15 protein-coding genes are annotated in these 19528 nt (G+C 42.1%); 7 read left to right on the top strand and 8 right to left on the bottom strand.

Annotation, left to right across the window (positions count from 1 at the left end):
* Positions 1–425: 425 nt before the first annotated feature.
* From ACYQ28_RS14360 to ACYQ28_RS14335, 6 genes are all read right to left on the bottom strand, one after another.
* Positions 426–1055 carry a Vat family streptogramin A O-acetyltransferase gene (locus ACYQ28_RS14360; RefSeq protein WP_460050994.1) on the bottom strand — a complete coding sequence of 210 codons (630 nt, stop codon included), beginning with the start codon at positions 1053–1055 and terminating at the stop codon, positions 426–428.
* Between the two features lies 1 nt (position 1056).
* Positions 1057–2052 (bottom strand): ABC transporter permease, encoded by a 996-nt coding sequence (locus tag ACYQ28_RS14355; protein ID WP_460050996.1) that lies wholly within the window; start codon positions 2050–2052, stop codon positions 1057–1059.
* A 120-nt stretch (positions 2053–2172) separates the two neighbouring features.
* Positions 2173–3780, bottom strand: coding sequence for a sugar ABC transporter ATP-binding protein (locus ACYQ28_RS14350; protein ID WP_460050998.1), 1608 nt, complete (start codon positions 3778–3780; stop codon positions 2173–2175).
* Between the two features lie 8 nt (positions 3781–3788).
* Positions 3789–4772: a substrate-binding domain-containing protein gene (locus ACYQ28_RS14345; RefSeq protein WP_460051000.1), complete on the bottom strand. Its 984-nt coding sequence runs from the start codon at positions 4770–4772 to the stop codon at positions 3789–3791.
* A 200-nt stretch (positions 4773–4972) separates the two neighbouring features.
* On the bottom strand, positions 4973–5932 hold the full coding sequence (rbsK, locus tag ACYQ28_RS14340; protein ID WP_460051002.1) for a ribokinase: 960 nt from the start codon (positions 5930–5932) through the stop codon (positions 4973–4975).
* 280 nt (positions 5933–6212) lie between these two features.
* On the bottom strand, positions 6213–6716 hold the full coding sequence (locus ACYQ28_RS14335; RefSeq protein ID WP_460051004.1) for a DUF4234 domain-containing protein: 504 nt from the start codon (positions 6714–6716) through the stop codon (positions 6213–6215).
* A 774-nt stretch (positions 6717–7490) separates the two neighbouring features.
* On the opposite strand from ACYQ28_RS14335, the gene ACYQ28_RS14330 reads away from it, so the two are divergent.
* A complete protein-coding gene (locus ACYQ28_RS14330; protein ID WP_460051006.1) occupies positions 7491–8330 on the top strand; it encodes a sulfite exporter TauE/SafE family protein in 840 nt (279 codons plus the stop codon).
* 128 nt (positions 8331–8458) lie between these two features.
* Here the strand turns inward: ACYQ28_RS14330 and ACYQ28_RS14325 are convergent, their stop codons facing one another.
* Positions 8459–9220 (bottom strand): queuosine precursor transporter, encoded by a 762-nt coding sequence (locus tag ACYQ28_RS14325; RefSeq protein ID WP_460051008.1) that lies wholly within the window; start codon positions 9218–9220, stop codon positions 8459–8461.
* 604 nt (positions 9221–9824) lie between these two features.
* On the opposite strand from ACYQ28_RS14325, the gene ACYQ28_RS14320 reads away from it, so the two are divergent.
* Both ACYQ28_RS14320 and ACYQ28_RS14315 read left to right on the top strand, forming a co-directional pair.
* Positions 9825–12215 carry a zinc-dependent metalloprotease gene (locus ACYQ28_RS14320; RefSeq protein ID WP_460051010.1) on the top strand — a complete coding sequence of 797 codons (2391 nt, stop codon included), beginning with the start codon at positions 9825–9827 and terminating at the stop codon, positions 12213–12215.
* Positions 12216–12814: 599 nt separating this feature from the next.
* Complete coding sequence (locus ACYQ28_RS14315) at positions 12815–13123, top strand: hypothetical protein (protein WP_460051011.1); 309 nt, start codon at positions 12815–12817, stop codon at positions 13121–13123.
* Between the two features lie 86 nt (positions 13124–13209).
* Here the strand turns inward: ACYQ28_RS14315 and dbpA are convergent, their stop codons facing one another.
* Positions 13210–14595, bottom strand: coding sequence for an ATP-dependent RNA helicase DbpA (gene dbpA / locus ACYQ28_RS14310; protein WP_460051191.1), 1386 nt, complete (start codon positions 14593–14595; stop codon positions 13210–13212).
* A 975-nt stretch (positions 14596–15570) separates the two neighbouring features.
* On the opposite strand from dbpA, the gene pcaC reads away from it, so the two are divergent.
* The 4 genes from pcaC to ACYQ28_RS14290 all read left to right on the top strand — a co-directional run bounded on the left by pcaC (position 15571) and on the right by ACYQ28_RS14290 (position 19502).
* The gene (pcaC, locus tag ACYQ28_RS14305) at positions 15571–15963 is read left to right on the top strand and encodes a 4-carboxymuconolactone decarboxylase (protein WP_460051013.1); all 393 of its coding nucleotides are present in this window, start codon (positions 15571–15573) and stop codon (positions 15961–15963) included.
* Positions 15964–16361: 398 nt separating this feature from the next.
* Entirely contained in the window at positions 16362–17042 is a 681-nt protein-coding gene (locus ACYQ28_RS14300; RefSeq protein ID WP_460051015.1) for a hypothetical protein, read from the top strand.
* The gene (locus ACYQ28_RS14295; protein WP_460051017.1) at positions 17039–17524 is read left to right on the top strand and encodes a pilin; all 486 of its coding nucleotides are present in this window, start codon (positions 17039–17041) and stop codon (positions 17522–17524) included. The genes ACYQ28_RS14300 and ACYQ28_RS14295 overlap by 4 nt, the downstream gene beginning before the upstream one ends.
* 394 nt (positions 17525–17918) lie before the next feature.
* Positions 17919–19502, top strand: a complete 1584-nt coding sequence (locus ACYQ28_RS14290; protein WP_460051019.1) for a peptide chain release factor 3 — start codon at positions 17919–17921, stop codon at positions 19500–19502.
* Positions 19503–19528 lie beyond the last annotated feature (26 nt).

Raw genomic sequence — 19528 nt, 5'->3', positions numbered from 1 at the left:
TTCTCTTGGTCGGGAGAGGTGCTGACTCTACCAGCTGGCCTCTCAACTACCAATTGCACTTATTATCTGAAACCGCGTAAGATTTTCTACTTCTATAGTAATCGAGACTGATTAAATTTTACTGATTTTCTTAAATGGTAATGAGTTAGTTGTTTGTCTTCATTTTTTAGTTGTCTTATATAATTTTTCTTTTGTTGCTAATTTGTAACCTCATTATTTCGATGTTAAACGAGGTGTTATTATGAAGTCAGTATTCAAAAATTTATTTTTCTTAGCTTTTTTAGGTTCAATGTTCGCAGTAAGTGCAAATTCTTATTCTGTAACCTGTCAGGACTATGCTGGCAGTGGTCATGATGATATTTGTTTTCAGCCACAGTAATAAATTAAATAGCTCTGGGATTGCTCAGAGCTATTTTCATAGAATTTTAAATATTAATTAAATTATTAATATTACGATCAACTATTTTAGATAGACTTTTTGTAATCTTCTCTGCACTCCAATCCCACCAAGCAATTTCCAAGAGTTTCTCGATAGTATTCTCGTCAAATCGATATTTAATAATTTGCGCTGGGTTGCCGCCTACTACGGCGTAATCGGGTACGTCTTTGGTGACCACCGATTTCGACGCAATAATGGCCCCATGGCCAATTTTAACGCCGGGCATTATGGTTGCGTCGTAACCTATCCAAACATCGTTGCCGACACAGGTATCACCTTTGTAAGGTAGGTCGCCTGCTTGCGGCATTACCTTCTCCCAGCCGTTTGCGAAGATAAAAAACGGATAGGTCGAAAACCCTGATGTTTGATGGTTGGCGCCATTCATAATGAATTTTACGTCTTTGGCAATTGCGCAGAATTTACCAATAATCAGTGTGTCGCCAATAAATGGAAAATGATAAAGAACGTTTTTTTCGAAGTTTTCAACACCATCTGGGTCGTCGTAATAGGTGTAATCACCAACTACTATATTGTCGCGAGTGATGTGATTTTTTAAAAAACCCACTTGCGGAAATCCTTTCATGGGTTCTTTATCGTTCGGATTAGGTCCGTGCATATCAGTTGTCGTCGAAGGTAGGAATACGTTTGTTTTTTCCGCTTAAACGAGCAGCAAGTGGCTCACGGTATTGATCAAATAATACGGCGGCGATAATGACTAAGCCGGTAATAATCCGTTTAGACGATTCAGAAACACCCAGCTGCGCAAGGCCGGTTTGCATTACGGCGATGATTAAAACACCAAAAAAGGAGTTCACTACAGAGCCGCGCCCCCCCGATAAACTGGTGCCGCCAATAACAACCGCAGCGATGGCCGATAACTCTAAACCAATGCCCGCGTTTGGATCTGCGGATTGTAAGTAGCCTAACTGGAACACGCCGCCCAAGCCTGCCAATAAACCCGCGATGGCAAATACCACGATTTTCCAGCTCACCGGATTAATACCTGCCAGGCGAACGGCTTCTTCGTTGGTACCAATAGCAATCATGTAACGGCCAAATATGGTTTTGCTCAACAACCATTGCGCAACAATCACTACCGATACCGCTGCAATTAAGGCCGCGGAAATTCCCACAACGGGTACAGGATCACCAATAAACGCTACCGGATCGCCGATGTATTTGGTTTCCGATTGTGTTACCAGATAAGAACCGCCGCGAGCGATTTCGAGCATACCCAAGGTGACCACAAAGGAAGGTATTTTCCAGTGTGAACTTACAAAACCGCTGGTAACACCAAAAATAAAACCTACTGCCAAACCACAGAAAATGGCTATAAGTACCGGCAGATGAAAATCGGCAATTGCAACGCCAACCACCGCCGCAGACAGCGCCATTACCGAGCCCACCGATAGGTCGATACCACCGATTAATAACACGTAGGTCATACCAACGGAAATAACGGTAAGAGCAGGAATTTGGTTAACAAGGGTTCGAAAGGTAACGGTGGAGAAAAAGTAGTCGCTCATAAAGCTGAAAAATAAAATCAGCGCAATGAGTACGCCGATTAATCCGAGCGAATTCCATGGTAGATGTAGTTTTTTTAAGCCTGGCATTGTGTGTACCGCAATTTATTGTATTGGTGTTTATAGTATTGGTGTGCTTAAGGTTTTAGTAACAGATTTATTGTTGAGCTTCCCTAAGCAATAAACCTGTTTGGCTAGGTATTTTCACGATTAATGAGTTGGGGAAACGTCTTGTTGTTCTTCGTCATTGGTTTTGTGTTGAGGACTGGATTTGTTATAAAACCTAAAACTTGCCTCTAATAATTTCTCTTCAGAGAAGCTAGCACGGTCAAATTCTCCGGCCATTCTCCCGTTTGAGAGAACAATAATTCGATCAGAAACCGTCATCAGTTCTTGGGTTTCGCTAGAGACCACAATCACCGCTTTGCCTTTTAGAGCCTGCTCGCGAATTAATTCGTGAATACGAGTTTTGGCTCTTGCATCTACTCCGCGGCTTGGCTCATCGAATAATAGAATCGGTAGATCGCGCAGCAACCAGCGAGCGATTAACGCTTTTTGTTGGTTGCCACCGCTTAAGCTCGCAATTGGGGCGCGAATATTATCGAACTTGATGGCTAAGCGCTGTGCAATTTCTACGGCAATATCGTGTTCACGCTGTTTATCAACCACCGCAAATTTGTTGGTCAGCTGCGGTAAGATCGACAGCGAAATGTTTCTGAGTAACGATTTTTGCAGCAATAAACCCTGGGACTTACGATCTTCCACCACAAGACCAATGCCGTTGGCGACACCTTCTTCCGGTGAGCGCATTAGGCGTGGAAATAGAAAATCGTCGGAGGCAAAACGTAATGAGCCTGCATCGGCGACATCGGCACCAAACAGTGTTCGTAATAATTCGGTACGGCCTGAACCAATTAAACCGCCAATGCCTAACACTTCGCCGGAATAAATATCCAAATTAATGTCTTCGAAGGCACCAACCTTAGATAAGGTGCGCACCCGCAAAACACACGATTTAGGCGGACGAATTCCCGGTTTAATAGAAATGGAGTGAGAATCTAGATCGCCCGACATTAGGTTGACGATGGTTTCTACATCGATGTCTTTAATGTCTTCAGTCGCAACCAGCTGGCCATCGCGCAGCACCGAAACGCGATCGGCAATGCGCTGAATTTCATCCATACGGTGGGAGATATAAATAATACCCACACCTTGATCGCGCAATTTACGCAATTGCTCGAAGAGCAAATCGATTTGCGGATCGGTCAGTGCCGCGGTGGGTTCGTCCACAATCAATAATTTAATGGGCTCAGAAATCACCGACGCGATTTCGATTAATTGCTGCTTGCCAACACCCAAGTCTTCCATGGGTGTTTCTGGAGTCACATCATCGAGGCCGACTAAATCCAACAATTTAGTAGCGCGTTCACGCAGGCGCTTACTGTCGATGATGCCAAATTTATTACCCAGGTTTTTAAAGCAAAGATTTTCGGCAATGCTTAAGGTTGGGAATAAATTCAGCTCTTGCATAACCATGCGAATACCAGCTTCTTCTGCTGCTTTCACATCGTTTGGTGTGTATTTTTCACCAAGAAAATACATTTCGCCGGCGGTGGGTTGATGAATACCCGCAATGATATTACACAGGGTACTTTTGCCCGCGCCGTTACTGCCCATTAGGGCGTGGATTTCGCCTTTGCGCAGTTGAAAACTGAGGTTTTTTAATACTGGTACCGCAAAGGTTTTATCCAGTGCTTTAACGTCCAGTAACACAGGCAAATCGCCGGAATTTACCGGCGTGCTTAGGGATTCGGTCATGGGATTAACTATTGGTTAAGAGACTCTGCGGTGATCAACTCGATGGGGGTCTTCTTATCGGCTTCTGCTTGGCCGGTTTTAAGAATTTGAAGAGCGTACTCAATACCAAACACCGCAAGCTTGTCACCAAATTGATCGGCCGTAGCAAGCATAGCGCCTTTTTTCACCATATCTTGCGCAGCAGAAATATTATCAAAGCCAACCACAAGCACATCGCTCTCACGACCGGCCTGACGAATTGCCGCAACCGCACCTAAAGCCATGCTGTCGTTTGCTGCTAAAATGGCTTTTAAGTCTGGATTTTCAGACAAGATCGCAGCGGCAATGGTGGCAGCCTTGGCTTGTTCCCAATCCGCAGACTGAACCGTAACAATCTCTATGCCCGCGGCATTCATAGCTTCTTCAAAGCCTTTTTGGCGTTGCTGGGCGTTAAACGCACCCGGAATACCACCAATAATGGCAACCTTATCGCCAGCGGTTAATTCTTGCGCTAGGCGTTCGCCGACTAAACGAGCGCCTTCTAGATTATCTGGGCCAACAAACGGAATGGCCACGTTCATTTTTTCCAGAAGTTCTACGTCGAACTTGTTATCAATGTTGATAACCACAATACCTTGCTCGGCGGCGCGTTTGGCAACAGGCAATATGCTTTTGGAGTCGGCAGGTGCGATAACCAAAACATCCACTTGAGTTGCCATCATTTGCTCAATTAACGAAACCTGTTGAGCAAGGTCACTTTCATTACGAATACCGTTAACGATCAAGGTATATTCGTCGGCGTGCTCTTCTTGGTGGCGCTCGGCACCCTTGGCCATATTAATAAAGAATTCGTTAGCCAAAGACTTCATGACTAGCGCAACACGTACAGGTTTGTCTTCTTTAGCAGAATCGTTTGCCGATGTTTCGGAGGTATTTTTTGAGTCGCAACCAGCGATGATAAGACTCAGTAGCAGTAGGAATCCGAACCGTAAAAAATGCATTTTGAAGGGCATAGGGAATACTCTTTCTTTTGTTGTTGTTTTGATTGTAGAAGCTTGTTTTTCATCACAACGCGTTCAAGTCGGAGGCGTTCTGATGTTGCCGTTTGTCTTGATTCTAGGGCTCATATTCATTGAGCAGAAAACTCTGGGACTTTGGGCAGGAGTCTAACACGGAGCGACTCCATTATTTTTGCGCCAATTTTAATCTTTGCTCAACTTTTACGACTCACCAGAAAATCTTCCACCGTTTCGCGATCAGGAATCGACGCAATAGCCCCTTCTTTCGTTACCGATAGCGCCGCTGCCGCGCAGGCAAGTGGAACAGCGCGATCAAAATCCCAATCGATCGCCAATTGCGACGCCAAATAACCGTTGAAGGTATCACCGGCGGCGGTGGTATCTAGGGCTTTAACGGGGTAAGAGGTATATTGCTTAACCTGATTTTTATCCACCAATAAGGCTCCGGCCTCTCCCAGCGTTACCAATACTTGCGCCACTCCTTTGTCTAACAAAGATTTGGCCGCGAGAGTGATCTCTTCCAAAGACTCAACCGGCAGTCCTGTTAAGGAATTCAGTTCACTTTCGTTGGGGGTGATTAGGCTTAAATAAGGAAAGATGTTGGCGGGCAGTTCTCTGGCTGGTGCGGGATTTAGTATCACTGGCTTATTACATGATTTAGCCAGTTGGGCCGCGTATACCACTGTCTCAATGGGTGTTTCTAGTTGCAGTAGTAGTGCCGCGCTGTCTTTGATAATTTCGGTGTGGGTGGTTACTAACTCTGTGGATAAGTGATCGTTCGCTCCAGGTGTTAAACCAATGCAGTTTTCGGCATTATCATCAATAAAAATACACGCCGTACCCGTGGTATCTGCAACTTGCGAAACTCTCTCGGTATTTAGACCTAAACCTTGCAGTTGTTCGAGCACTTCTTGGCCGGTGTTATCGTTGCCAATACAACTTATAAAGTAAGTACTTGCACCTGACTTTAAGCAGGCAATGGCTTGATTTGCACCTTTACCCCCAAGATTGGTTTTAAGTCGGCCTGAGCCTACGGTTTCACCGGGTTTGGGTAAATGGGGGAGGTATAAGCAAATGTCCCAGTTGGTACTGCCAATAACGACGACTTTGGCTGATGTTGTAGTCTGGGATGAGATTGGGTCTGATGTGGTCATGGCCGATACTGATTCTTGCTGAGCAAAATCCGGATAATTTATGGGCTATTGATAAAGCCCGCGACTTTAGACTGATTTGTCTAACTAGACAAGATTTGAAGCTACTGGGATTCACTTCTGAAGACGAAAAACCCCCAGTGATGCTCATAGAACAACAAGATTAGGTCACATCGACAATGTTTAAAGGATTATTAAAAACGGAGGATTGGCTGAGAGCGCTTATTAAGCTGCCAGCGCCTTGGCGGTTACAGGGTTACCAAGACGCTGAAATTACAAGGGGTTAGTTCGTTGATTGTGACGGCGGAAAAATCTGGTTAATTCGCTTATTGATAACATACTGAAGATAGATGTTAACGCCAAAAAAAGTAATCACCGGATCAATAGTAAAATCGTTGGCGCCTTCCTCGTCGGCGAACTCTAATAAACGCGCTCGAATTGTAAACAGCAGTATCATGTGCAACACAAAATTCGCTATCGTTAGCACTAGGTTGGTTTTTTCAACGGCTTCAGAGTGAAAACCCATCATGCTCGCAATTGGCAGCACAATTAAAAGAATATAAGTAACAACGTAGCCCGAAATTACCGACGGATTAATTTGTTTGGGATGAATGCTGTTAATAAGGTTTGCTCGGCTGTACATCCAATACATGACATAAATGCCAAGCGTGATGAGGTTAAATCCGAAAATATACCAAGCTGAAATGTATTTAAATTCGGCAAACTTGCTCTTTCTGCTCGATGTATTGCGAAGTTCTGATTGAGGTGTATTGTAAAAACCGTTCATTATTTATCCTAACAGACCACTCATTACCTATCGTTAAGCGGGAGGAATGGTACCCGCTAGATGTTTCCCCACTGTTTGTAATAATGCTTACACAGCAGATATTCCTGCGCGCAAGAACGGCTCGCTAACTTCAGTAACCATAAGTCTTTGAAATTAAGAAGAGGCTTGAAATTGCGCTTTCCATTTCTGTTCTCCGACCGAACGCACAAGCGTTCATTGGATGCTTGTACAGTTTATCTCGATTTTTTTGAATAAGCGCGTTCAAAATCCACAGTTTTTGAGGCGATATCGTTTACCGGTAACTTTTCGGCTTGGTATCGCTCGGGCGTGACTATAGGAACCTCTGATTAATTCATCCATGATTTAATCGTAGGATGAAATTTGATCATGCGATTTTCAATTTTTTCAAAATCTCAATCACTTGCAGCTCTTGCAGTTGATGACACATCTTTTTATCGCTAGAAACTCGTGGTTAATCAGAGTTTTTTATACGTTTTAATTGCTCAAAATTACCCAAATGATGAAAAGACAAAGGCGATAATTGCTGAGCTTAGACATTTGATTGAACTATAACAGAGAGAGAAACCGCCTTAGACCATCAGTTGTATTTAAGAGATTCATTTAACCTTGGAAATGTGTACCTTTGTTTGGTTGGTAAAAATCGTTAGGTTTGGTTAGTAAAAATCGTTAGGTTTGGATAGTAAGAATAGTTCGGTTTGATTGGTAAAAATCGCTCGGTTTGGTTAGTAAAGGTCGCACGGTTTTGGTGTAGAATTGCCCACTTTTTACAACGACCAAACGATCATGACCGTAGACGTAATTCTAATACTGGTAGTTTTAGGGACCTTTGTAGGTTTTGTTGCTGGCTTGCTGGGTGTAGGTGGCGGTGGCATTTTGGTACCAACATTAAGCAGTTTATTTTTTTATCTCGATTTCCCGGCTGAAAAAATTGTTCATCTCTCACTGGGCACATCCATGGCGGCGATCGTAGTCACTTCAATTTCCAGTATGCGTGCTCATCAAGCCAGAGGCGCCGTTGACTGGCCAACGGTACGTTACATGGCCATCGGCGTATTATTTGGAACCTTTGCGGCAACCTTTTTAGTGGCCGCCTTAAAATCGATTTATTTAGCAGGATTTTTTGCCGCCTTTATGACTTTTGTATCTTTTCAGATGTGGCGACCGTTAAAACTGAGCGGTAGCAAAGCTTCTTCTCATTCCGAGTTAGTCGGCGCGGGCGCGGGCATCGGCGGAATATCGGCATTGGTTTCTATTGGCGGTGGATCGTTAACTGTGCCGTATTTATCGTGGCGTGGCTTTGAGCTAAAACGCGCCGTGGGTACTTCTGCGGCCATGGGTCTACCGATTGCAATAGTAGGTACCATAGGTTATTTGGTAAATGGTTGGGGCGAAACCGATTTATCCCAACACATTATTGGTTATATCTACTGGCCAGCGGTGTTAGTGATTTCCTGTTGCACCGTATTAACTGCGCCAATTGGTGTTAGGGTTGCGCATAAACTGCCTGTACCAGTACTTCGAAAAATCTTCGCGGTTTTATTAATTTCCATTGCCCTAAAGATGCTCTACACAGTGATAACATCAGACGTATAAGTGAGAGCTGTTTTTACAGAGATTTAGAAAACTCCGATTTATTCCACCAGGATTTAATCAGAGTTTTCTTTAGAATGCAGTTCGCAAGTTTTAATTTCGTATTTTCGAAAATAAAACCGCCTCAATAACTAGGCCGTTATTTTTAGATAACGTCGCAATTTCGCGGTTAAGAAATAAAATGGCCCGGTGTCCAACAGCGCTGCAACCAGTTTGAATAAATAACTGCTGATCATAATTCCTACCCACTGTTCTAAGGTAATTCCGCCTGCAAAATACGTAGGCGCGAATACAACACCAATAACAACCACAGAATCTACGGCTTGGCTTATCATGGTGCTAAAGTTATTGCGTACCCACAAATGTTTGCCTTTGGTAACAGTCTTCCAGAAATGGAATAAGCGCACATCTATATATTGCGCAGCCGTGTAGGCCAGCATCGAGGCAAAAATAGCCCCCGAAGTTAACGCATAAATAAAATCAAACAGCTCCACATGACCACTAGCCACATGATTATTAGGTAAAGTCATCTCACCTACGATTTCCATATTTTGCCAAGGTGGCATTACTGCCTCTGGAACACCCGGAGCCCAATGGGCGAGATAGATAACCGCAAAAATAAACAAATTCAAACATAAACCAAGCGTAACCAAAAAATTAGCGCGCTTTTTACCGTACAGCTCGCATATTAAATCGGTGCACAAAAACGTGAGCGGGTAGGGCAAAACACCCACCGTAAGCGTTAACGGGCCAAGAGCAATAAATCGAGTACTGCCAATGATATTCAACATGGTCATTGAGCAGATAAACACACCCGCCAGAATCAAAAACACACGCTCGCGACGTTCTTGCAGCTCAGACTCGGGTACAGCAATAGGTAATGGATTTTCCATAGATTTTGCTCTAGTGAATGAAGTTACAAATACTTATCGGCTTATAATACCGCCATAAACCCCAAGAGTCTGTACGCATAAAGAAAAAGGTTAATGGTAAATATCTTAAAAATAACAAGCGTATTTTATCGATAGTTCTTTAATTTACTGAATATAGAGCTGCTTTGGAATAAAAATACTGATGGGAATTTTTAATGGTTTGTCGATCAGCTTTTTGATTGAGATATTGAGCCGTGCAATTATAAAAAATATATTCTTAACAATTAACAAATGAACGATATTTGAGGATAAGTGCTTCTAATAATCTATAACCGAAAATTCGACATCCAATTTATTCATAGGCTAAACCATTTGTTGCATTATAAGTTGGTCATACATTTTTTTGTGTTGCAATTATTTTCAGCTAATTGGCGTGTCCAATAAATTTTGTCTTTAAAAGTTGTTCACTGTATCAATACGATTTTTCGCATTGAAGTTTTTACTTCTGATTTCGTCGTTGCTGTTATAGCTTTGTGCCTTTGGTGCGCTAGAGGTTTATTACATGGGTGATTCGACGTTAATGCCGACTTACTTTTTTTGTTAACACGGGATTGGTGTGAGAAATATGCTACGTCACATTATTGTTGGAGTTTTGCTGTTTACGTCGGTAAATGCGTTTGCGCAGGTAGAAAGTATTGCCAAATTTACAGCCAGTATGGAAAAGGCTACGGGCTTTTTTGATTTTTACTATAACAAGCAAGATGGCAAGGTTTATTTACAAGTTAATACTTTTGAGGAACCTTTTTTATTTCAAAGCAGCTTGCCCCAAGGTGTAGGTTCTAACGATATTGGTTTAGATCGCGGCCAATTAGGCGAAACTCGTATTGTTCAATTTGAGCGCTTTGGCAAACAAGTTTTATTAAAGCAGTTAAATACACAATTTAGAGCCAATTCCAGCAACGCAGCTGAAGTGCGCAGCATTGATGAAGCCTTTGCCGATTCTGTGATCGCAGGTTTACCGATTGTTGCCGAAAGCAGTAATCATGTATTAATTGATTACACCGATTTTCTATTATCGGATATTCATCAAATCAGTGCTCGTTTAAGTCAAACCAATCAAGGTAATTTTAAGCCTGATAGCAGTCGCAGTGGTGTTTTTACGCATCGCTCAAAAGCCTTTGTGGATAATACCGAGCTTGAGTCTCTGGTGACTTTTCAAGGCAGTGATGCCGGTGAGTTTGTTCAGCAGGTCACACCCGATCCAACCAGCATTAGCGTTCACTTGCATCATTCGCTAATTCGCTTGCCTGATAGCGATTATCAACCGCGCAAATTTCATCCATATTCCGGTTTTTGGAGTGTGAGTTACGAAGATTACGCAGTACCTATCGAAGAGAGTCTGACCCAGCGTTTTATTCCAAGGCATCGGCTAAAAAAGCAAGACCCGGCCGCGCAACTCAGCGATCCGGTTGAACCTATTGTGTATTATTTGGATCCGGGTACACCAAAGCCAGTAAAAGATGCTTTAAAAGAAGGTGCCAGCTGGTGGAATCAAGCCTTTGAGCAAATTGGTTATCGCAATGCATTTCAGGTGAAAGACTTGCCCGCAGATGCCGACCCAATGGATGTGCGCTACAACGTAATTCAGTGGGTACACCGCGCTACTCGCGGTTGGTCTTATGGCTCTTCGGTGATTGATCCTCGTACCGGCGAAATCATAAAAGGTCACGTCACTTTAGGATCGTTGCGAGTTCGCCAAGACTATTTAATTGCGCTCGGCCTAACCAGCCCGTTTAAAACGCCAGATGCATCAACCGCCGCGCAAAAAGAAATGGCCTTGGCACGTATTCGTCAGCTTTCTGCCCACGAGGTGGGTCATACGCTAGGAATTGCCCATAACTTTGCCGCCAGTGAAAACAATCGCGCTTCTGTTATGGATTACCCGCATCCTTACGCGACCATTCGCGATGGCGAAATTCATTTAGACGACGCTTACGATGTTGGCATTGGTGAGTGGGACTCTTACGTTATTGCCTACGGTTACCAAGAGTTCGCCTCGCCCTTAGAAGAAAGAGCTGGTTTAAATGCCTCTATAAAACAGGCTCGTAATGCGGGTTTAAAATATATTTCTGATGCCGATGCCAGACCTGCAAGTGCCGCCAGTGCCGTAGGTCATTTATGGGATAACGGTGCAAATGCGCTTGATGAGTTAACACGTGTGATGGCGGTTAGAGAGCTTGCCATAGATAATTTTGGTATCAATTCCATTGCCAATGGTGTCGTGCTTGCGTCGCTCGAAGAATCCTTTGTACCGATTTATTTATTTCATCGTTATCAGTTAGAGGCGGCAGCCAAGCTGATTGGCGGTGTGTATTACGAGTACGAATCTAAAGGTGATTATTCTGAGCCTAAAGGTGTTGTTGCCGTAGACGCACACACTCAGCACAAAGCGTTTGAATTAATGCTGCAAACCTTGTCGAGTGATTTTTTATCGGTTCCTTCTTCGCTATCAAATTTGATCACGCCTAAACCTATCGGCTATTCAAGAAATCGTGAGAGTTTTCAGGGTCGAACCGGTTACACCTTTGATCCTATTAGTGCCGCTGAATCATCAGCGGGTTTTACCTTGTCATTAATGTTAGTTCCGGAGCGATTAAATCGGCTTGCTCAGCAACATGCAGTGGATTCAAAAACACTAAGTGTGGCTGGTTTAGTTGAAGAGCTGTTGGATAAAACCGTAAAGTCTAAGGTGATTAGTGGTGACGATATTGTTAAAAGCCGAGTTGATACATTGGTAATAAATGCGTTGATGTCTACCCTAAGCAGTCCCGAACTTGCACCTGAAGTGAAATTGGAACTTCAGTCACAGTTGTTGGCTTTACAAAAATGGGCCGCTAAACAGAATAAAAGTCCAACGCTTAAAACCCTTGCACATCAATTAGATGTTTATTTCAACACGGGCACTTGGCCGTACGTATTTGTGGTAAAACCACTACCGCCGGGTTCTCCTATTTAGTGAGAAATCGTTAACAACAAGCCATAAGAAGGGAACGCGGGTAAAACTAAGTTCCCTTTTTAATGCAAGTTTTGAAGTATCTTTAATATTAAAGGGGACTTTGAATAACCTAAAGTTTCCCGCCGCAGAAGGATTGTGTCGCTAATATCAAGAACGGTAAATGATTGAAGTTGTGAAGAAATTGGAAACTGCATTGTCAATTTCTGTCCTCTGATTAAATCAGGGATAAGTTAATCAGAGGTCCCTAAAGATTGTTTCCGTATTAAAATTTAGTTTTTTAAATACAACGCTATATTAGTTAAGGCTTATTGTTAAATTTCTAAAAAATACAATATTTTCAATCAATTAGATATTGGTGTGCGCTCTGTACAATCTTTTTTTTAGCGGCTCAATATTCTTATCAAAATATTTGTTTAATGTGCTGCAAAACTAAAAAAATGAATGGCTGTCAAGGTAACAGGTGAGCAACAAGTGTATAGGTAACTCTGATTAAATCATGAATGAGTTAATCACCGACTCCTAAAGTGCTTTTTTATCAAACAAAAAAGCCAACATACTTGGCACTTATAAAATCAAGCTTAAAAGAGGGTTTAATAACCATGAACAGGGCAAGAATTGCATTAATTACTGCACTTGTGAGTGTTGCGTATGCAGAGTCATCTTCAGCTAAAAACGATAAATCGGAACAACTACCGCCCGGACTTGAGAAAAAAGTCGCCAGAGGAGAGCCATTACCTCCCGGTTGGCAAAAAAAACTGCATGTCGGTGATACTCTAGACTACGATGTGTACCACCATGGCGAAATTATTCGTCGCGATTCAGACGGCATTGTTACCGTGAGTGTTGACGGCAGAATTATACGCGTTATCGAAAATACTCGTGAAATTATTGAAATACTAGGTTTGTAATTTTTACTCTTAATAATTCGATATTATTATTTAGATCTTCGGTTAAAGGTAAAGAAAACTCTGAGTTATTCAGAGTTTTCTTTCGATTAAATGGCGCGCACTCGAAAGTTTTTACCTTTCATTTTTTCATTCGAAATTTTCTTAAGAGCAGCTTTTACAACCTTGGATTCAACAGCAACATAAGCTCTAACATCAAATACCTGAATTTTGCCGATTTGATCACCTTTAATTCCCGTTTCATCGGTTAAACCACCAACAATATCGCCTGGGCGTAATTTTTGTTTTTTACCACCGTCGATTTGCAGGGTTGTCATCTTAGGTGTTTTAGGTGTGCGCTCAAGAACGCTCACATTGGGTAATTCAAGTATTTTAATGGCTTGTTTTTGGTATTCTTCAATATTAACAATACGGCCCAGATCTTTATCGCAATAAATGGAATACGCCATACCCTTGTTACCTGCACGGCCTGTTCGGCCAATGCGATGAACGTGAACCTCGGCATATGGGGTTAAATCGTAATTAAACACGGCTTCTAAATCATTAATATCCAAGCCGCGTGCGGCCACATCGGTTGCTACTAATATAAGCGCACTTTTGTTCGCAAATTTCACCAAGGTTTCATTGCGATCGCGTTGCTCTAAATCACCGTGCAGAGCAATGGCGCTAAAGCCAAATTGTTTAAGCTGCGAAGTAACATCTTGTACGGTTTTTTTGGTGTTGCAAAAAACAATGGCAGATTCCGGTTGGTTTGCAAGTAATAAAAGCCTCAGCGCGTCGATGCGTTGTTCGTTATTCTCAACACGATAAAACGACTGATTAATGGTATTTTCAGCAGTGACAGACTCCACTTTTACGTATTCTGGAGCATTCATTATCTTAGCGGTAATACTGTTAATCTGGTCTGGAAAGGTGGCGCTAAACAGCAAGGTTTGTCGTATCTCAGGGCAATAGCTAAAGATTTTATCTAAGGAATCCTGAAAGCCCATTTCGAGCATACGATCGGCTTCATCCAAAACTAGGGTTTCTAAATCGTCTAAATTCAATCGCTCTTTCGATAAGTGGTCTTCTATGCGCCCCGGTGTACCCACAATGATATGGGCTCCATGCTCCAGCGAGCTAATTTGCGGGCCCATGGGCATACCACCGCATAAGGTAAGCACCTTAATGTTGTGAATGCCGCGCGCTAGGTCGCGGATATCTTTAGCCACTTGATCGGCAAGTTCTCTGGTTGGACACAACACCAGCGATTGCACGCGAAACTTCTTAACATTAAGTTTATTTAACAAACCCAAACCAAACGCCGCAGTTTTACCCGAGCCTGTTTTAGCCTGAGCAATCACATCTTTACCATCAATAATGAGTGGCAAACTTTGCGCTTGAATTGGCGTCATTTGCTTAAAACCAAGTGTCGCCAAGTTGTCACTTAGTGCTGCTTTTAAGTTAAGCGTAGAAAATTGAAGAGTAGACAAAATAAATCCAGATAATAAGCTTGAAGTTGCTCTATTGTAGCAGGAACCGTTGGCTAAAGCAGGATAAAATCTGGCGTGAGGTTAGAAAAACGCTGACCTGTTAAAGGACTTGCAAAACGACCGTTATACAGCGCGGGGCGATTTTTGACCAAAATCTACTGTCTGCAAACTCCGATAAATTCCAATAGAAATTAGAATTAGAATCTAAAAAATTCAGAAAAATATCGCATTAGAAAATACCTGTAATATTGAGTGCTGCTGATATACGCTTCGTTAATAAAATCAATACGGAATACTTTATAAAAACATAAATTCAGTGTTTTAAATTTGCTGATAAAAATTATCTAAGTCAAAAAATACCAATTCCACGAATAATATTTTTTGTTAATTTAAACGGCAGTTGCAACCTCAGTTAGTTGAAGAACCTACAAAGACTTAATTTTTTTTTGTATGAGAGGTTAAGTCGAGAGAGATTGCTAGTAGAAACCATAGAAAACTTTGATTAACCTAGAGTTTTCAGCGACACAAAGATGTGTCGCCAATGTTAAGAGCTGTAAGTAATTGAGATTGTTAAGAAGCAGTTGAGATTGTTAAGAAGTAATTGAGATTGCTAAAAAATTGGAGGCCGTATTTTAAATTTCTGTACTCTGAATAAATCATAGGTGAATTAATCAAGGGTTCCTATAGATAATAGATTATATTTTTAATTGGACGTGAAATATATGTTTCAACCTTGCGTCTTTGGCAATAAAAAACGCGATTAAGCGATTAATTGTTAGATAAGTACTTTATAATTTATGTGTGTTGCGTAAGTTCCCATTTTCTGATAATCCTATCTGCCATCTTTTTAATGGCCTAGCGGCGTAATTTAAATCTTTATTCATAGTTGTAGTATTATGCTAGATGAGTAAGATTCTTTTTGAATGGAATACGTAGAATTTACATAACGGTTATCTTTAAAATTACGGTGGTGAGTAAATGACAGTAGAAAATGAAAAATATCAAAAAGGTTTGAAAGTTCGACGTGAAGTTATGGGCGATGCGTATGTTGATAAAGCATTAAATGCTGCCACGGAATTCACTAAACCTTTGCAAGAGTTGGTAACCGCTAATGCCTGGGGTGAGGTTTGGGTGCGTGATGGTTTGAGTAAGCAAACTCGAAGCCTAATTACTATTGCCACCTTAGCGGCCTTAAAAGCTTCTACCGAATTAAAAGGCCATGTACGCGGGGCTCTTCGAAACGGCTGTACTGTTGAAGAAATTCAAGAGGTGTTATTGCACTCAGCTGTGTATTGCGGCATGCCATCGGGCATTGAAGCTTTTCGCTCGGCTAAAGAAGCTATTGAAGAGTGGCAGGCCGAGAATAAATAAATTTTCAATTATCACTTCCTCTGCTTAGCTTGACCTTCATCTGAATTTTTAAGAAGAGTTGTGTATCTTTCTGATTTTTGTTAGAGAAATTCTTTAATGCGGTGAGATATATTAGTTAAAGCTAACACCTGTTGGTGGTTGATTAATTGAAAATAAAAAAATAGAGGTAAACTTATAGATTTTGCCTTTATAAGAATACTTTCGGGTTTTTCTTTTATGGTAAATACGCTAAGGAATGGAATTTGATGAGCTGGTCTCGATTTAGGTACATATGCAGAAAAGCCTTGTCTGAGTGCAACGAGAACGAGTCGATAAAAGCTTGTTTAGAGCGTATTGAAAGTGAGCCCGAGGGGAGTTTATACGGAGAGCCAGTTAAGCTGTCTAGCTTAGCTGGGCGCTTGTTAAATGGTGTTATAAACATTGAGGACGAAGATCAAGCTCGTAAGGCCGTTCTGATCTACAAAAATCTACGGTTGGATGATGTTCAAGTTCAAATGAGTAGATTTAGAAGAGTGTTCGCTTATCTGGTTGTCGTTATTGCTGTTTTCTATTTGGTATTAGGTATCTACCGAACGAAAATTATACCTACTTTTTTAGAATCTTATGAAGTTTTTGAGGCCTCAGCGCCGGAGTTTATTTTATCATTTTTAAGTTATAGCGCTAATCTTTCTGCTTTATTGATAATGCTACTATTGTTGGTTTTATTTGTATTTATTGTAATTAATAAGTTGTTTAAATTCGAAAGATATACCGAAGATGGTATGGTATTTAAATATCTTTTGTCAGCAAAAATAAAGCAACCTTACCGTAATTTAATTGAAATTATTCAATTTCCTGTTGAGCTTAATTCCAGTGGCGGCGTGCTTGGGTCGCATCTAGGTAACGTGTATTCTGGCAAAATGGATTTACTCACAGAAATGCAAGAGTTGATCAATCTTGAAATGGCTAAGCTCGTGGCTGCTTGCAATTTGCAGTTAAAAGCCATTGCAACCGTTATGGGCGTTGTAATTACGGTTTGTGTTTTCTTTTTACTTTACAGCGTCTATATGCCTCTATTTGCTGCGGGAGAAATGGTATGAAAAAAGCCAAGGGTTTTACGTTAATCGAATTGATGATTGTGGTGGCTATTATCGGGATTCTTGCATCTGTATCTTTGCCCGCGTATCAAAAGTACGTTCATCGCAGTGAGGTGGTTGACGCAATCAGTTTAGGCTCAGAGATCAGAGGCAATGTTACCGAGTACTACAGAGATATTTTGGCATTTCCAAAAAATAATGCCGATTCTGGCGTGCCAGAGCCACAGTTTTTAATCGGTAATCGGGTTACATCCGTCACAGTTGAAGATGGTGCAGTTCATGTCACCATGGGCAACAAAGCCTCTCAACCCTTGCAAGGTAAAACACTTACATTTCGTCCGGCGGTTGTAATCGGTAGTCCTACCAGCCCAATTGCATGGCTGTGTGGTTACGATGAACCGGTGGAAGGTATGCAGGCGATTGGCGAAAATAAAACTGATGTTGATCAAGAATTTTTGCCACGTTCATGTCGGGGTTATTTGTGAGTCACGAGCTTATTATCAAATTTATTACCTACAGGAACCTCTGATTAACTCATCCTTGATTTAATCAGAGGGCAGAAATTGAAAATGTGATTTCCAATTTCTTCACAATTTCAATCACTTACCGTTCTTGAAATTGGCGACACATCCTTGTGTCGCGAGAAACTCTAGGTTAATCAGAGTTTCCTACAATTTATAGAATCACTTTTTAGAATCATTTGTTGGTATTGATCGGAGCTTACGCTGGTTTCGATCACTGAAAACAACTTCATAGCCGCCAAATTAGCATTCCATAAGTACCATGTGTTGGCTATTGTTGGGTATAATGCGGCGCTTTTTACGCAGGTGTTCCAATAACGGCGTCTGCGATCTATTTCGAACATTCAAGGCTTCTAGCATGTCCGGCAGTCAGTTAACTTCCGAGATCAATAAACGTCGTACGTTTGCGATCATTTCTCACCCGGATGCGGGTAAAACCACCATTACCGAAAAGTTGTTGTTATTCGGAAATGCCATTCAGCTTGCCGGTTCTGTGAAGGGTAAGAAAGGCCCTCACGCCAAGTCTGACTGGATGAGTATGGAACAAGAACGGGGTATTTCGGTGACCTCGTCGGTAATGCAGTTTCCGTATAAAGGCCGCACGGTTAATCTACTGGATACACCCGGACACGAAGATTTCTCGGAAGATACCTATCGCACCTTAACGGCTGTGGATTCGGTTTTGATGGTTATTGACGGCGCCAAGGGTGTTGAAGACCGAACCATCAAACTGATGGAAGTGTGTCGTCTGCGTGATACGCCAATTCTTTCTTTCATTAACAAAATGGACCGCGACATTCGCGATCCGGTTGATGTTTTGGATGAAATAGAAAATGTGTTGAAGATTGCCGCTGCACCTATCAACTGGCCGTTGGGAATGGGTAAACAGTTTAAAGGAGTTTATAACCTCTATACCGATACCATTCACGTGTTTCAGGCAGGTATGGGCCACACTATCAACGACGATTTGCAAATCCAAGGTATTGATTCGAAAGAGTTTGATGCCCTCATGGGGCCTTACGCCGATGATGCGCGTGAAGAAATCGAGCTAGTGCGTGGTGCAACTCACCGTTTCGACATTGATGAATATCTCGCCGGCAGAATGACGCCGGTGTATTTCGGTACAGCTTTGGGTAACTTTGGTGTTCGCGAAATGCTCGATGGCTTTGTTGAATGGGCGCCAAAACCGTTGGCGCGTCAGACCGAGCAGAGAGAGGTTGACCCTTTTGAAGACAAGTTTTCTGGATTTGTTTTTAAAATTCAGGCAAACATGGACCCTAAACACCGTGACCGTATTGCATTTATGCGTATTTGCTCGGGTGCCTACACCCAAGGCATGAAAATGCGTCATGTTCGAATCGGTAAAGACGTTAAAATTGCCGATGCGGTGACGTTTTTAGCCGGTGATCGTTCTGCGGTAGAAGAGGCGGTTTCGGGCGATATTATCGGTTTACACAACCACGGTACTATTCAAATTGGCGATACCTTCACCCAGGGTGAAGACTTAAAATATCGGGGTATTCCGCATTTTGCGCCGGAATTGTTCCGTCGTATTCGGTTGAAAGATCCTCTCAAAACTAAGGCGTTGCAAAAAGGTTTGCAGCAACTGTCTGAAGAGGGCTCAACGCAGGTGTTCTTTCCAATCAACAATAACGACATCGTGGTTGGTGCTGTGGGTGTACTTCAATTCGAGGTGGTTGCTTATCGCTTGAAGGACGAATACAAGGTTGAAGCGATTTACGAACCGGTAAGTGTGCAAACTGCGCGTTGGATTGATGCTGAAGATCAGAAATACATTGCTGAAATTCGTAACAAAGCCAGTGATAATATTGCCATTGACGGTGGTGGTCATTTAACCTATTTAGCGCCAACACGCGTTAATTTATCATTGGCCCAAGAGCGACATCCCAAGGTTCGATTTAGAGCAACACGCGAGCACTAAGACTCGCCGATTTCTCTTAAGATTAG

It is taken from the genome of Sessilibacter sp. MAH1, from assembly GCF_054658315.1.
This window is presented reverse-complemented; position numbering and strand designations above follow the sequence as displayed.

What these genes read in the sequence shown, in the direction of transcription:
- ACYQ28_RS14360 (WP_460050994.1), bottom strand. Translation starts at nt 1,055, where the DNA reads ATGCACGGACCTAATCCGAACGATAAAGAACCCATGAAAGGATTTCCG.
- ACYQ28_RS14290 (WP_460051019.1), top strand. Translation starts at nt 17,919, where the DNA reads ATGTCCGGCAGTCAGTTAACTTCCGAGATCAATAAACGTCGTACGTTT.
- ACYQ28_RS14320 (WP_460051010.1), top strand. Translation starts at nt 9,825, where the DNA reads ATGCTACGTCACATTATTGTTGGAGTTTTGCTGTTTACGTCGGTAAAT.
- ACYQ28_RS14355 (WP_460050996.1), bottom strand. Translation starts at nt 2,052, where the DNA reads ATGCCAGGCTTAAAAAAACTACATCTACCATGGAATTCGCTCGGATTA.
- ACYQ28_RS14315 (WP_460051011.1), top strand. Translation starts at nt 12,815, where the DNA reads ATGAACAGGGCAAGAATTGCATTAATTACTGCACTTGTGAGTGTTGCG.
- pcaC (WP_460051013.1), top strand. Translation starts at nt 15,571, where the DNA reads ATGACAGTAGAAAATGAAAAATATCAAAAAGGTTTGAAAGTTCGACGT.
- ACYQ28_RS14335 (WP_460051004.1), bottom strand. Translation starts at nt 6,716, where the DNA reads ATGAACGGTTTTTACAATACACCTCAATCAGAACTTCGCAATACATCG.
- ACYQ28_RS14295 (WP_460051017.1), top strand. Translation starts at nt 17,039, where the DNA reads ATGAAAAAAGCCAAGGGTTTTACGTTAATCGAATTGATGATTGTGGTG.
- ACYQ28_RS14345 (WP_460051000.1), bottom strand. Translation starts at nt 4,772, where the DNA reads ATGCCCTTCAAAATGCATTTTTTACGGTTCGGATTCCTACTGCTACTG.
- ACYQ28_RS14350 (WP_460050998.1), bottom strand. Translation starts at nt 3,780, where the DNA reads ATGACCGAATCCCTAAGCACGCCGGTAAATTCCGGCGATTTGCCTGTG.
- ACYQ28_RS14325 (WP_460051008.1), bottom strand. Translation starts at nt 9,220, where the DNA reads ATGGAAAATCCATTACCTATTGCTGTACCCGAGTCTGAGCTGCAAGAA.
- rbsK (WP_460051002.1), bottom strand. Translation starts at nt 5,932, where the DNA reads ATGACCACATCAGACCCAATCTCATCCCAGACTACAACATCAGCCAAA.